We start from the raw sequence: 13,233 nt of genomic DNA, 5'->3' as shown, positions 1-13,233 counted from the left end.
GCGGAAGAAAGATTGGCATGCCGATCATCGGCACGGGCGTCATCCGTTCGGATGACACGCTGATCCTCCTCGGCATGGGAGGCTTTCGCCGCCGAGAGAAGCGCGTGCATTCGGCAGCGATCTGCTTCAAAATTTGGGTAATGTCAGTGGAGCGGAAGGCCGATGTCGGCTGCTCCTCGTCGGTGGATGCGTGTTGATGCGGTCGAGCTGGTGGAATGGACTGATCGGGCTTCTCGTGGCGGCCGCGCTGGTGCCGGCGGCGGCACAGAAGCTCGATATCGAAGCGGCGCAGAAGCGCTTCTCGGAACTCTATGCGGCCGGCAACTATTCCGGCGCGCTCGCGCAGGCGCAGTCGACCGAGGCCGCGGCCAGACGTGCCGGCACCAACAACATCGCCTATGTCGTCGCGCTCAACGACCTCGCCCGTGCGCATCAGGAGCTCGGTCACTACACGACGGCAGCCGGCATGTTCGGCCGCGTCCTCGATGCCCTGCAAAAGAACATCCCGCCGTCCGACCCGCGCATCTCGCAGGCGCTGGCCAACCTCGCCACCGTCCAACTCCTGCAGGGCAACAGTGGCGAGGCCGAAACGCTCTACAAGCGCGCCCTGGACATCGCGACCAAGTCGCTCGGCCCCAACGACCCCGCAGCGGTCAGGCTGATCGGCAATCTCGGAGACGTCTACACCAGCCAGGCGCGCCATGCGGAGGCGGAGGCGCAGTACCAGCGCGCGCTCGAGCTTGCCGAGAAGAACAACGGACCCAACAGCCTCCAGGTCGCCCTCGTTCTCAACAATCTCACCCGGCTGTATGAGGACCAGAGCCGCTTTGCGGAGGTGGAGAAGGCCACCAGGCGTGCGCTGGCGATCCGCGAGCAGGCGCTCGGCCCTGATCATCCCGACGTCGCCGCCAGTCTCAACAATCTCGCGCATGTCGACGAGCGCATCGGCCGCTATGCGGAGGCAGAAAGCCTCTACCGCCGGGCCATCGGGATCTGGGAAAAAGCCCTCGGCCCGAACCATCCGCGGCTTGCCACCTCGCTGCTCAATCTCGCCAGCGTCTATGCGGACGAGGACAGGTTCGACGAGGCCGAGGCGCTCTACAAGCGCGCGCTCGTCATCCGCGAGGCGGCGTTCGGCGCCAACAGTGTCGGCGTGGCCACCGTGCTCAACAATCTCGCCGCGATCTATGAGTCCCAGGAGCGCTATGGCGATGTCGAGACCTTCGCCCGGCGCGCGCTGGCGATCGCCGAGACGACGCTCGGGGCGGAGCATCCCGACACCGCGAAAGTGCTGCGCAAGCTCGGCGTGGCCTATGACGGGCTGCGCCGCTATGCCGAAGCGGATGCGCAGTTCAAGCGCGCACTCGCCATCCTGACCAAGACGGTGGGCCCCGATCACCGCTTCCTTGCGACGGTGCTGATCAGCCAGGGCCACCTGTTCGAGCACCAGGGCCGCCATGACGACGCGGAGCAGGCGTACAAGCGGGCGCTCGCGATCAACGAAAAATGGCGCGGCGTGAACCATCCGGAGGTGGCGCGCGGCTTCAACGATCTCGCATCCTTGAGCCTGTCGCGGGACAGGCCAGCCGAGGCGGTTGCCTATTCCCGCAAGGCGACAGCTCGGATTCTGGCGCATGCGGATGAGGACATGTCGCCAGGCCTGCCGCCGGCCGACGGATCGGGCGGACTGATCGAGCAGCGCAGCGACATCTTCGTGACTCACGTGGCCGCATTGGCGGCTGCGGCCCGCGCGGACGCAAGTTCCAGCCAGGCGGGCGGCCGCGAGGCGTTCGAGGTGGCGCAATGGGGCATCCAGTCATCGGCGGGCACGGCGCTGCAACAGCTCGGGCCGCGCTTCGCCGCCGGCAATGATGCGCTCGCCGCGCTGGTGCGCACCAACCAGGATCTCTCGGCCTATCTGCGCGATCGCAACAGGGCGCTGGTCTCGGCGCTGTCGACCCTCGATGGCGCGTCGACGACGGCGCGCGTCGACGACATCCGCAAGAGCATTGCCGACACCGAAAGCAAGCTGGCCGCCAATGCCGCGCAGCTTCAACAGCAGTTTCCCGACTATGCGAAGCTGTCGGCCCCCAGGCCGCTGGCGGTCGAGGGCGCGCAGAAGCTGCTTGGACCGGACGAGGCGCTGCTGCTGTTTCTGACCGGCGACAAGGAGAGCTACGTCTTCGCGCTGACGGCGGAGGCTTTCGACTGGCGCACGCTGCCGACGGGCGGCGCCGACCTTGCCGCCGAGATCGTCAAATTCCGCAAGGGCCTGGACATCGACAACCCTCAGCCGTTCGACCTCGATCTCGCCTCCCGGATGTTCGCCCAGCTGATCGGTCCGGTCGACGGTCTCGTAAGGACCAAGCGCAATCTGCTGGTGGTCTCGTCGGGCGCGCTGACCGCGCTGCCGTTTCACCTGCTGGTGACGGAATCGCCACCCAAGGCGGCGGCGCCGCCCATCAGCAAGACGCCCGGGCCGGATACGACGCCGTATCGCGATGCCGCGTGGCTGATCAAGCGCCAGGCGATCACGGTGCTGCCGTCGGTCGGGAGCTTGCAGACGCTCCGCTCCTTCGTCCGCCGGGACTCGAACCAGAAGCCGATGATCGGATTCGGCGACCCCGTCTTCAGTGACGAGCAGGCGACGGGCCAAAGCAGGGATCTCGGGCGCGCCAGGGGAATGGCGCGCGCCTACACCGAATATTGGCGGGGCGCGGGTCTCGATCGCTCCGCGCTCGCATCCGCGCCGCGTCTTCCCGATACCGCGGACGAGCTCAAGGCGGTGGCGCGCGATCTCGGCGCGGCGCTGTCGGACATTCATCTCCGCCGCGACGCGAGCGTCACCACCGTCAAGCATGCGCCGCTGTCGGATTTTCGCATCGTCTATTTCGCCACCCACGGCCTCGTCGCCGGCGACATCAAGGGACTGGCCGAACCCGCGCTGCTGCTCAGCCTGCCGGCCCAGCCGACCGAGGAGGACAATGGCCTGCTGACGGCGAGCGAGGCGGCGCAGCTCAAACTCGATGCCGACTGGGTGGTGCTGTCGGCCTGCAACACGGCCGCCGGCGACAAGCCCGGCGCGCAGGCGCTGTCAGGTCTGGCCCGCGCCTTCTTCTTCGCGGGAGCGCGCGCGCTGCTGGTCTCGCACTGGCCCGTGGATTCCGAGGCGGCGACGCGGCTGAACACGATGACCTTTGCCGCGCTCAAAGCCGATCCGACGCTCGGCCGCGCCGAGGCCCTGCGGCGCGCGATGCTCGCTTATCTCGATGACCGGACGTCACGAACCAATGCCCATCCGGCGATCTGGGGTCCGTTCTCGCTGATCGGAGAAGGCGCCCGGCAATAGGCGCCCGCACTGGTGGCGCGCGCGGCGTGATGCGACATGCCGGACGTTTACAGTGGCGCGGCGGTCAGAAGTCGAAGCCGATGCCGACGCGGATGGTGTGGAAGGACTCGCGCAGATTGATCGTCGCGCTGCTCGACGGGGCGCTGCAGCCGGTCGGCGCGACGCAGACGGTGTTGACCGCGACCGTCTTGGTGTAGCTGCCGAAATCGGTGTAGCGATATTCAATACGCGCCTTCCAATTGTCCCACAGCGCGGTCTCGACGCCGACACCGGCGGTGCCGCCGACCCGCGTGTCCGACCAGCTCGCTGACGCCGTTGCCGTGCTGCCGGGCGTGATGACGGGCGGGAACGAGGGGATGATCGTCGTCTGGGTGAGCGCACCGACATAGGTGAATGAGCCGGAGATGTTGCCGACAGCGAGGCCGGCGGTGCCGTAGACCAGCGTGTCCGGGGTTACCAGCAGGCCGTAGCGCAAGCGGAGCGAGGCATCCCAGTTCTGCCGGACCGACCCGAACTTGGTGTCGGACCGGCTGGTGAGACAGGCGGCGTCGAAACAGACCGTCGGCAGCACCTGCAACGCCGAGCTCTCGGCCCGCTTCCACGACCAGTCGGCCTCGACGCCGATAACGGTATCTCCGAACTGCCAGCGGTATCCCAAGAAGGGTCCGACCGTGTAGCTCAGCGGATGACGGTTGAATGAGAACGGGGTCTCGAAACAGCTCACGCCGAATGGATAGGCGGTCGGGCAAACATAGGCGCCGGGATCGACGAAATTGTTGTTGACCGAGCTGACACCGTTGGAGCCGCCGAGCTGCCCGCCGGACCATTTGCTCTTCGAGTTCGTCTGCCGCGACTGCTGCTGCGGCTCCGCTCTTCGCTTCTGGACGGAGACCGGCAGGTCCGCCGCGAAGGCCGGGGCAGCGACTGCGAGAGCAAGTCCGATGATGAGTCCCGAGAGCAAGCGGCTTTGCATGATCGTCCGACGGGTCATTCCAATGATGAACCGATCTTACGGTCCGGCCACGCGATCCGGTACGACAGAGAGCTCAACCCTGGCCGCATCGCGGCATTTTTCAGACCGAGTGTTTCTCGTTTGCCTCATCCAAATGACGGAGGCCGTCGGCGGCACGCCGGGCCAGGTCCCGTCGCCTCAACAACAGGCAGGGAACGATAGCCATGGCGGCCGGATTCCGGCTACGCTACCTTCCGTTGCAAGCCGGACAGCGCTGACGCGCGGCGTCAGGCTCGGCGCTCGCTGGTGGGGGCTCGATGTCGGACGCAAACCGCACGGCTGCTGAAGCCGACTCCAAGCAGGTCGATTCCTGGCTGATCACCCGCTGGGTGATCGCCGCCACGGTGTTCGGCATGGTGCTGGGGTTCGCCGCCTGTGCTCTGCTCAGTGAGCGCGCGTGGCTGGCTGAAGCGCAGGCCCTGGTCCTCGTCCTGCTGTCGGTGGGCGGCATCGGCGGCTTCGTCGCCATCCTGATGTCGCGGCAGACACCGAACGGCGACGCGCAGAACGCGTGGCTTCCGGTCGCGATCTTTGCCACCGCCACCATGGCCACGGCGGCCGCGCGCACCGGCCAGCTGTCCTTCGTTCAGGCGGTGCTCGTCGTCATGCTCGGCAGCGTGGCCCTGGTCGCCGCCGCCAACGCCCTGTCATTGTTCCGGCAGGGCGAGGCGATCGAATTCGAGACCAGTTGGGGCGGCCTCGGCAGCGCGCTGGGTGGATGGCGTCTGTCCTCGGCGACCAGCCTGATCGTGTCGGCCTTCCTGTTTGCCTGCTGCGCGATCGTGTCCGTCCAGATCTCGCGCCCGCAAGGCACCACCACCGAGACCAAGGTCGCGAGCGGCAGCGATACCGCGACCAAGCCAACGACAACCAACGCCGTCGCGGCGCAGCCGGCTCCGGCTACGGCTCCGCAGTCCACGGCAACGCCGAAGCCGTGAGTTCGGGATCAACAACGTGAGCCAGGCGCGGCGCCCGTGACATTCATCCTCAACGAACGTGAAGACCAGGGCGCCGTCGAATGGTTTGGCGAATGGCCGTTTCCCGCGCGCGCGCATTTCATCACCTCGAACGCCTATGACACGCTGATGCGGGAGCTGACCCGCTACGTGAAGGGCGAAGTACCTGGGCGCTCGTTCCTGGTCGCAGGCCATCGCGGCGCCGGCAAGACCTCGCTGGTCCGCCAGGTGGTCGATGACCTCAACCGTTCGATCATCGACAAGGCAGTCAAGACGGCCAGCGCCAAGGGCAGCGATCGGGGACGCATGCTCAATCAGCAGCGGCCGCTGTTGGTGAAGCTCCACGGCCCGAGCCTTCTTCCGGCAGCGACCAGGCCGGCGCCTGCTGCAGACAAGTCCACCGCGCCGAATAATTCCGAGACCAAGCCCGGCGCCAAGAGCAAGACAAAGACCAAGCCCGAGGTCACGATCGAGATCACGACCGGCGGAGCGCAGATGGCGGAGGGCGGCGGTGAGCCCGCCGCACCTGAACAGCCTGCGCCGGCCGCGCCCGACCTGACGGTGACGGCGCTCGAACAGATCACGGTCGCGCTCTATCGCGCACTCGCCGCGGAGTTCGGGCGGTCCTTCACCAACCATGCGAGAGACGAGATCTATCAGGCCGAGCAGGCCGGCACGCCCCGCGCGCAGGTCGCCGACTATCTGGAGCTCGCCGGTCAGTTTACGCTCGAGCTCGACAACGTTCCCCGCCCGGGCACGCTCCGCGCCTTCTATCGCCGGCTGGGCCGGGTCGATGCCGGCGTGTTGTGGCCTTACGACGTCGGAGCCGCGCTGGCCAAGGCCGGGCTCAACGACCGCGGCATCCGCGAGATCGTCGCACTGGCCACCGCGGCGCAGGCCTTCGAGGTGTGCTCTGGCACGGTCAAATCGACGCAGACCGACAAGGAAAGCCAGTCGCGCGAGCGCAGCTTCGACGTCAAGAACGAGGCTGTCTTCAAGGACGCGATCAACAAGGTCGCGGGCCTCGCGGTCGGCGCCGGCGTCGGCGCGCTGAGCGTGGACACCCTGGGTGCGCCGGCGGCGATCGTGCTCGGTCTCGGCGCATGGCTGCTCGGCACGCTGACGCTGAATTGGACGAGCAAGCGCACCGCCAAGTCCGAGCGGTCGATCGACTACACTTTCGTCCGCAATCGCGACAAGCAATCGCTCGAACGCGACCTTCCTGTCGTGATCGAGCGCGTCCGCGAAGCCGGCCTGGCACCGGTCTTCATGCTCGACGAGCTCGACAAGCTGGACGATGCGGCAACCTCGATTTCGACCCTGATCAAGAATCTGAAGCATTTGACGACCGATTTCGGATGCTTCTGCTTCCTGACCGACCGCAAGTATTATGACGCGCTGATGGACAAGGTCGAGCGCGAGGCGTTTCCGGTCGAGCACACCTATTTCAGCCATTTCCTGTTCATTCTTCCGCATCCCGACCGTTTCGTGGAATTCCTGCGCGCCATCACCATCTGGGTGCCGGCGTCGCAGCAGGATCTGCCGGACGAAGCGGCACGCGCGATCTTCGGGCTGTTCGTGCTGCACCGGTCCAAGCTGAACATGGCCGAGGTTCTGCGCGAGCTGGCGGAGCAGTGCGACGTCGACGGACGGCTGCGGCGGACGCCTGCGGATCTGAAGCGGCTCGAATACACGTTCGCGGCCAGCATCCAGTTGGCCATCGGACTGATCCTCAAGCGCGACGGCATCCGGCAGCGGATCGAGGCGGAGCCGCGCTTCATGCAATTGGCGATCGACGCCCTCTACCTGTTGTCACGCGCCTGGGAAAAGAAGCAGGCGAAAGTCAAGCTCGACCGGGCCGCGATCGTCGATTGCCTGCTCGAACGGAGCGGAGCTCCGGCGGCACGCGAAGGCGAAACCGCCGAGCAGCGCCTGCTTCGCAGCGGCGTCGGCCCCCTCGACCTCGACCTGATCGATCGCAGCGTCGCAGCCTTTGCCGAACTGGTTTGCGACTGCGTCGAGCTGAAGGATGAGCTGTCGAAGGATGGCCGCTCGGACATGGCCGCGATCATCCCGCAGCCGAACCTGATCGAGCGCATCGGAGACACGCGCGAGTACAAGTTCATCTACGACATGTATGGCGAAGAGGTCGTCGTCCGCGACAAGCTGCGGAGTGCGCTCGCCGCTGCAGGACTGCCGACGGCGATCAAGAAGCAGATCGACGATCCACTGGAATTCCTCAGTGCGCTCACCGCGGCGCTGGGCACGCACGGAATGGACATCCAGGATCTGATCACGCTGCAGATTCTCCCAGCGACGGTCGACGTAGCCGAACTCGATCGGGCCAAGCGGCGGCTCGACGATGCCAGCAAATTCGACCGGCCCTATGACGGAATGGCGAAGGATCTTCCGCTGATCGGAGCCGTCATCGGCTTTGCCCGACAGAACGGCATCAAGCTCGCGGCGCTGTTCCGCCTGGCCTGCCAGGTGTCAGCCGACGCGCGCCCGTCCGGAAGCCCCGAGCTGATGCCGCTCCGCGTCGCTCTCAAGGCCGTTGCGCGCTATGTCGATCTCCAGGCGTTCTTTCAGCAGTCGGACACGTTCGTCATCATGCTCGATGCGATCACCGGCCGCCCGGCGGACCCGCAGGGCCCAGCACTGACAGATGACGTCCAGTCGGTGAAGGATTGGTCGGCAAACCTGAAGACACTCAGCCAGGGTCTGACAAACAGCACACCGGCCATCGAAGCCTATCGCCGCCCGCAACTCTGGAGCGTCTGGCGGGACCGGGTCTTCAAGCATCTGATCTCGGCGTCATCGCTGGTCGAGCCGCCGAGCTATGCCGATATCGTCTGCGCCGCGGCAGAGGAGTCTCCCGGCAACCTGTTTCAGCGCAACCTCGCCAACATGAGTCTGGCTCAGTGGAGCAGGATCTGCGTATTGGGCTTCTCGTCGCCGGATGACGGTTATGCACCACGCTGGTTGTTCCTCGCCGCGTTGGCGGCGCTCGGCTTCGGGCGCCGCCTGCTCGCCGAGGCGGCAAGCCTGCTCGACGGGCCGGAGCAGGAGGATTGGGCGCTCATCATCATGCAATCTCCCGAGCGGAAGGAGGGCCACCTCCTGGTGTTCCAGAACGAGAGCACCAGCATCGCATCGGAGCCGCCAAAGCTCGATCCGTCGCCCGACAGCCGGCCATTGCTGGCCCTTCCGGAAGGTGAGCTGGAGGCGTATGATGACGTGCTGGGCTGGTTGATCCGGCGCAAGGCGCTGGAAGCCACCATATTCGAAGAGGCGAGCCTCGATGTCTGACAGCACGAAGAAGCCGACGGTGCGCGAGAGCTCCGTCCCGTCGTCTCTCTCGGAGTTGCCGAGTTTTCGCATCACCTCGAAGAGCTCGTCCTCGCGCGCGGACAGCGAGCGGCCCGACATCGCGTTCGGTGTGCGGTCCTTGGACGATCTCTATGATAAGTTCTCGCGCGGCTTCACCGATCCCGAGCGGTCCAAGCCGACCCCGCGGGGACCGGTTAAGAAACGGCGCTGAGCCGGATCGACGGACGCTGGCGCCGCACTACTCCGCCGCGGCCGTGTGCGCCGCCTGGTGCCACAGCACGATCTCACGCGGGATCTGATCGAGCGCCACGACCTTCTCGGCGGCGCCCAAGGCGATCGCTTCCTTCGGCATGCCGAACACGACGCAGCTTTCCTCGTTCTGCGCGCGCGTGGCGGCGCCGAGCTTACGCATCTCCAGAAGGCCCCGGGCACCATCGTCGCCCATGCCGGTCATGATCACCCCGAGCGCGTTGCGGCCGGCATATTGCGCGGCGGAGCGGAACAGCACGTCGACCGAAGGACGGTGGCGCGAGACCGGCGGCCCGTCCTTGATCGCGATGTGATAGCGTAAACCTGATCGCTGCAGCAGCATGTGGCGGGCGCCGGGCGCGATATAGGCGCAGCCGGCCTGCACGGTCTCGCCGTCCTCGGCCTCCTTGACATTGATGGCGCAGAGCCCGTCGAGCCGGCGCGCAAACGCCAGGGTGAAGCCGGGCGGCATGTGTTGCACCACCAGGATGCCAGGACTGTCGGCAGGCAGAGCCATGAGCACCTCGGCGAGCGCCTCGGTGCCGCCCGTCGAGGCGCCGATGCAGACGATGCGCTCGGTCTTCGGCCGCGCGCGGGTCTCCACCGGCGGCGGCAGCATCGCATCGGCGGTCAGCTTCTTCTCGACGACCAGGGGGCGCGCGGTGCGCTGCTTGACGCGGGCGCGCGCCGCGGACTTCACCGCATCGCGCAGCCGCCCCGACGCCTCCACCAGCGATTGGCGCGTATCGACGCGCGGCTTGGGCACGATGTCGACCGCGCCCGCCTCGAGCGCCTCGAAGGCAAGCTGCGATCCCTTCTCCGTTGCAGCCGAGCAGATCACGACGGGGATCGGCCGCTGCGCCATGATCTTGCGCAGGAAGGTCAGGCCATCCATCTTCGGCATCTCGATGTCGAGCACGATGACGTCGGGCAATTCCTTCTCGAGCCGGCGGGCCGCGGCGAACGGATCGGCCGCCGCTCCCATGACCTCGATGTCGGGATCCTCACTGAGGATCGTCGTCATGACCTGCCGGACCGACGCGGAATCGTCGACGATCAGAACACGCACCTTCTGACTGATCATGCGTTTGCCCCTCCTAGACCCTGAAGATCGTCGGTCGGACCTGCGTGAGACCAGGGACGACATTGTGAACCATCGATTCGGAATGACCGACCATCAGATAGCCGCCCGGCCGCAGATGCGAGCACAGCTGGGTGACGACCTTGCGCTGGGTCGGCTTGTCGAAATAGATGAGCACGTTGCGGCAGAAGATGATGTCGACGTCGCGATCGACCGGATAGGTCGGCGACATCAGGTTCATGCGCTGGAAACTGACGCGGCTGCGCAGCTCAGGGACCACGCGGCACTCGGCGCGCGCCGGCTCGCGCGAGCGCAGGAAGTAGCGCTTGGCCATCGGCTCCGGCACGGGCTTCAGTGCCTCGATGTCGTAGATCGCCTTCTGCGCCATGCGCAGCACCGGATTGGAGATGTCGGTGCCGAGGATCCGGAAGTCGATCTTGGCGCCGCTGCGGACCATGTCGTCCAGCACGATCGCCATCGTATAGGCTTCCATCCCCATCGAGGCCGCGGCACTCCACACCTTCAGCTTGTGCACGCGATCGGCGCCGCCGCGCTGCTTGATCAGCTCGGGCACCGCAATCTGGCGCATGAAATCGAAATGCGCAGGCTCGCGGAAAAAGTCGGTCTTGTTGGTGGTGACGACGTCGATCAGGTGGATCAGCTCGTCCTCGAACTGGTCCCCGTCGAACAGCGCATCGACATATTCGCTGATGTCCGACAGGCCGAGCGCGCGCACGCGCTTGAGCAGCCGGCCTTCCAGCATGAAGCGCTTGCCCTGTGCAATCTTGATCCCAACCTGGGCTTCGATCAGTTGCGCGAGCGCGCGAAAATGCGGCTCCGAGAGCGTTCCGCCGACAAAGGCGCTCGCCCAGGCAGGGTTAAGCTGCGGCTGGGGCATGACCACCGGGGTTGGCTGCGGCCGGCAGGCCGGTATGGGCCATCAGCTTGGCGAGGTCGAACAGCACGACGAACTTGTCTCCCTTGCGCCCGATGCCGGAGATGTAGTCGGACGTCCAGCGGCCGCCGACCTCGGGGACCGGCTCGACGGTGGATTCGTCGATATCGGTGACCTCGAACACGCAATCGGCGACGAAGCCGACGCCGACCAGCCGATTGCCGACCGGCACGTCGAGGATGATGATCCGCGTCGCTTCGGTCGCCGCGACGCTCGGCAGGTCGAGCTTGAGCCGGAGGTCGACGATCGGATAGCCGCTGCCGCGTACGTCGATCATGCCGAGCAGGAAATGCGGCGCATGCGGCAGCCGCGAGATCGGCCTCATGTCGAGGATCTCGCGGACGTTGCGGATGCTGATGCCGAACGTTTCGCCGGCAAGACCAAGCGTGAGATATTGAGACGTGTCGGCCATGCTCTGCCCTGCTCCTTCCTGGCGCCGCCGGGGACCGGCGCGCGCCACCGTGCCGTCAGGCTCAACGCCGGAAGTCTTCGTCGCGGTCGTCCTCGCCATCCTCGAGGCTGAAGGAAAAGCCGCCGCCGCCGGCCGCCTTGACCGCGCGCGCGGGCTTGGCCTTCGGCATCGGCTTCTTGGCGCCGCGATCGGCGGCCGCCATGCTCGCGGCCTTGCTGCGCAACTGGGTCACGGCCGCGTCGATCGGCGCGTCCTCGACGTCGCTCGCGCGGTGGTCGATGCGGAAGAAGGCGATCGTCGCCTGCAGCTGATCGGCCTGCGCCGCGAGTTCCTCGGATGTCGCCGACACCTGCTCGGAGGCGCTGGCGTTCTGCTGGCCGACCTGGTCGAGCTGCTGGATCGCCTGGTTGATCTGCGCCGCGCCGACGTCCTGCTCGCGGCAGGCCACCGTGATCTCGAGCACGAGCTCGGCGGTGCGCTTGATGTCCGGCACCAGCTTCGCCAGCATTCCGCCCGCGTCCTGCGCTACCTTGAGGGTCTCGCTCGACAGCTGGCCGATCTCGGTCGCCGCCGCCTGGCTGCGCTCGGCGAGCTTGCGCACCTCGGAGGCGACCACCGCAAAGCCCTTGCCGTGTTCGCCCGCACGCGCCGCTTCGACCGCGGCGTTGAGCGCCAGCAGGTCGGTCTGCCGCGCGATCTCCTGCACGATCGTGATCTTGCCGGCGATGGTCTGCATCGCCTCGACGGCGCGGCCGACCGCGGTGCCGCTGGCCTCCGCATCCTTGGCGGACTGCGCCGCGATCTTCTCGGTCTGGCTGGCGTTCTCGGCGTTCTGCTTGACGTTCGCCGCCATCTCCTCCATCGACGACGATGCCTCCTCGGCCGACGACGCCTGCTCGGTCGCGCCCTGCGAGAGCTGCTCGGCGCTGGCCGACAGTTCCTGGCTGCCCGCCGACACGTTCTGCGCCGCGGTCAGCGCCTCCGAGACGATCTGGCGCAGCTTCTCGACCATGCGCTCCAGCGCCATGCCGAGCGTGTCCTTGTCGGACTGGCGCTTGGCCTCGATGACGAGATTGCCGTTGGCGATCTCGTCGGCCACCATCGCCATGGTTTTCAGATTCGTCGTCATCGTGTTGAGCGAATTGATGAGGTCGCCGACCTCGTCATTGCTCTTGTGCGAGATCGTCTGGCTGAGGTCGCCGATCGCCACCGCTTCGGCGAGACCGACGGCGCGGGAAAGACCGCGGCTGATGTTGATCGCGATCCACAGCGCGGCGAAAACGCCGAGCAGCAGCGCTACGCCGAGGAGGCTGATCAGCAGCAGCTGGGCGCGGGCGCCGTCAGCCCTGGCCTGCTCGGCGCGCTGCGACATCAGCCCCTGGACGTAGTGCACATAGTCGTTCAGCGCGGTGGTAGTCTGTCCGACCGCCTTGCGCACATCCGTCATCGACTGGGCCGCGCCCTTGGTGCGATCGGTCCGGCCGATCTTCAGTCCCTCATCCTGCGCGGCCATCATGCCGGCATATTGGGCCGTCACCTGATCGATGAGTTTCCGCCCTTGCTCGGTCGCGCCTGCATGAATCTCGTCCTTGGTCTTGATCATCGTCGCGCGCAGCGTCGCGATCTCCGCCGTGAAGCGGTCGAACTCTGCGTCCGTCGTGGTCAGCAGCGCGTTCTTCTCGGCGCGGACCTGAAGCAGCAGCCCCGTCTGCAGCTCCATCGCCTTTTCCAGGCGACCCGCGGCCGCGACGATGGTCTCCGTCGTCGCGATCGTGTCCGACAGCTTCATGTAGCCGACCGCGCCCGCGATCATCGACAGCAGGATCACGACACCGAACGATGCCGCCAGTTTGGCCTTGACCGTGAATCTCATAATTGCCCCTCGGAAG

General features: G+C 66.5%; 10 protein-coding genes. 5 read left to right on the top strand and 5 right to left on the bottom strand.

Annotation, left to right across the window (positions count from 1 at the left end; translation table 11 throughout):
- Window positions 1-17 precede the first annotated feature (17 nt).
- Entirely contained in the window at window positions 18-197 is a 180-nt protein-coding gene (locus ACQR1Y_RS09200; RefSeq protein WP_434876225.1) for a hypothetical protein, read from the top strand.
- The gene (locus tag ACQR1Y_RS09195; RefSeq protein WP_434876226.1) at window positions 197-3,349 is read left to right on the top strand and encodes a tetratricopeptide repeat protein; all 3,153 of its coding nucleotides are present in this window, start codon (window positions 197-199) and stop codon (window positions 3,347-3,349) included. The genes ACQR1Y_RS09200 and ACQR1Y_RS09195 overlap by 1 nt, the downstream gene beginning before the upstream one ends.
- A gap of 64 nt (window positions 3,350-3,413) precedes the next feature.
- Here the strand turns inward: ACQR1Y_RS09195 and ACQR1Y_RS09190 are convergent, their stop codons facing one another.
- Window positions 3,414-4,310, bottom strand: coding sequence for an outer membrane protein (locus tag ACQR1Y_RS09190; protein WP_434858165.1), 897 nt, complete (start codon window positions 4,308-4,310; stop codon window positions 3,414-3,416).
- A gap of 308 nt (window positions 4,311-4,618) precedes the next feature.
- Here ACQR1Y_RS09190 and ACQR1Y_RS09185 point away from each other — a divergent pair, with 308 nt between their 5' ends.
- Genes ACQR1Y_RS09185 through ACQR1Y_RS09175 form a run of 3 tightly spaced genes read left to right on the top strand, consistent with a single transcriptional unit; the run spans window position 4,619 to window position 8,858 of the window.
- Entirely contained in the window at window positions 4,619-5,299 is a 681-nt protein-coding gene (locus ACQR1Y_RS09185) for a hypothetical protein (RefSeq protein WP_434876227.1), read from the top strand.
- Window positions 5,300-5,335: 36 nt separating this feature from the next.
- Window positions 5,336-8,626, top strand: a complete 3,291-nt coding sequence (locus ACQR1Y_RS09180) for a hypothetical protein (protein WP_434876228.1) — start codon at window positions 5,336-5,338, stop codon at window positions 8,624-8,626.
- Window positions 8,619-8,858: a hypothetical protein gene (locus ACQR1Y_RS09175; RefSeq protein ID WP_434876229.1), complete on the top strand. Its 240-nt coding sequence runs from the start codon at window positions 8,619-8,621 to the stop codon at window positions 8,856-8,858. The genes ACQR1Y_RS09180 and ACQR1Y_RS09175 overlap by 8 nt, the downstream gene beginning before the upstream one ends.
- A gap of 27 nt (window positions 8,859-8,885) precedes the next feature.
- On the opposite strand, the gene ACQR1Y_RS09170 is transcribed toward ACQR1Y_RS09175, so the two are convergent.
- The 4 genes from ACQR1Y_RS09170 to ACQR1Y_RS09155 form a co-directional block, all read right to left on the bottom strand.
- Window positions 8,886-9,980, bottom strand: a complete 1,095-nt coding sequence (locus tag ACQR1Y_RS09170; RefSeq protein ID WP_434876230.1) for a protein-glutamate methylesterase/protein-glutamine glutaminase — start codon at window positions 9,978-9,980, stop codon at window positions 8,886-8,888.
- A gap of 13 nt (window positions 9,981-9,993) precedes the next feature.
- Window positions 9,994-10,875 carry a CheR family methyltransferase gene (locus tag ACQR1Y_RS09165; protein WP_434876339.1) on the bottom strand — a complete coding sequence of 294 codons (882 nt, stop codon included), beginning with the start codon at window positions 10,873-10,875 and terminating at the stop codon, window positions 9,994-9,996.
- The gene (locus tag ACQR1Y_RS09160) at window positions 10,856-11,344 is read right to left on the bottom strand and encodes a chemotaxis protein CheW (protein WP_434858160.1); all 489 of its coding nucleotides are present in this window, start codon (window positions 11,342-11,344) and stop codon (window positions 10,856-10,858) included. The genes ACQR1Y_RS09165 and ACQR1Y_RS09160 overlap by 20 nt, the downstream gene beginning before the upstream one ends.
- Window positions 11,345-11,405: 61 nt before the next feature.
- Entirely contained in the window at window positions 11,406-13,217 is a 1,812-nt protein-coding gene (locus tag ACQR1Y_RS09155) for a methyl-accepting chemotaxis protein (protein WP_434876231.1), read from the bottom strand.
- Window positions 13,218-13,233 lie beyond the last annotated feature (16 nt).

Source organism: Bradyrhizobium sp. HKCCYLRH3099 (assembly GCF_051167855.1).
Lineage (GTDB): Bacteria > Pseudomonadota > Alphaproteobacteria > Rhizobiales > Xanthobacteraceae > Bradyrhizobium.
The sequence above is the reverse complement of the archived record's forward strand: the minus strand, read 5'-3'. Positions and strand labels throughout refer to the sequence as shown.

Coding starts and splice junctions, on each gene's coding strand:
- ACQR1Y_RS09155 (WP_434876231.1), bottom strand. CDS start 13,217: ATGAGATTCACGGTCAAGGCCAAACTGGCGGCATCGTTCGGTGTCGTG.
- ACQR1Y_RS09160 (WP_434858160.1), bottom strand. CDS start 11,344: ATGGCCGACACGTCTCAATATCTCACGCTTGGTCTTGCCGGCGAAACG.
- ACQR1Y_RS09175 (WP_434876229.1), top strand. CDS start 8,619: ATGTCTGACAGCACGAAGAAGCCGACGGTGCGCGAGAGCTCCGTCCCG.
- ACQR1Y_RS09200 (WP_434876225.1), top strand. CDS start 18: ATGCCGATCATCGGCACGGGCGTCATCCGTTCGGATGACACGCTGATC.
- ACQR1Y_RS09170 (WP_434876230.1), bottom strand. CDS start 9,980: ATGATCAGTCAGAAGGTGCGTGTTCTGATCGTCGACGATTCCGCGTCG.
- ACQR1Y_RS09185 (WP_434876227.1), top strand. CDS start 4,619: ATGTCGGACGCAAACCGCACGGCTGCTGAAGCCGACTCCAAGCAGGTC.
- ACQR1Y_RS09195 (WP_434876226.1), top strand. CDS start 197: ATGCGGTCGAGCTGGTGGAATGGACTGATCGGGCTTCTCGTGGCGGCC.
- ACQR1Y_RS09165 (WP_434876339.1), bottom strand. CDS start 10,875: ATGCCCCAGCCGCAGCTTAACCCTGCCTGGGCGAGCGCCTTTGTCGGC.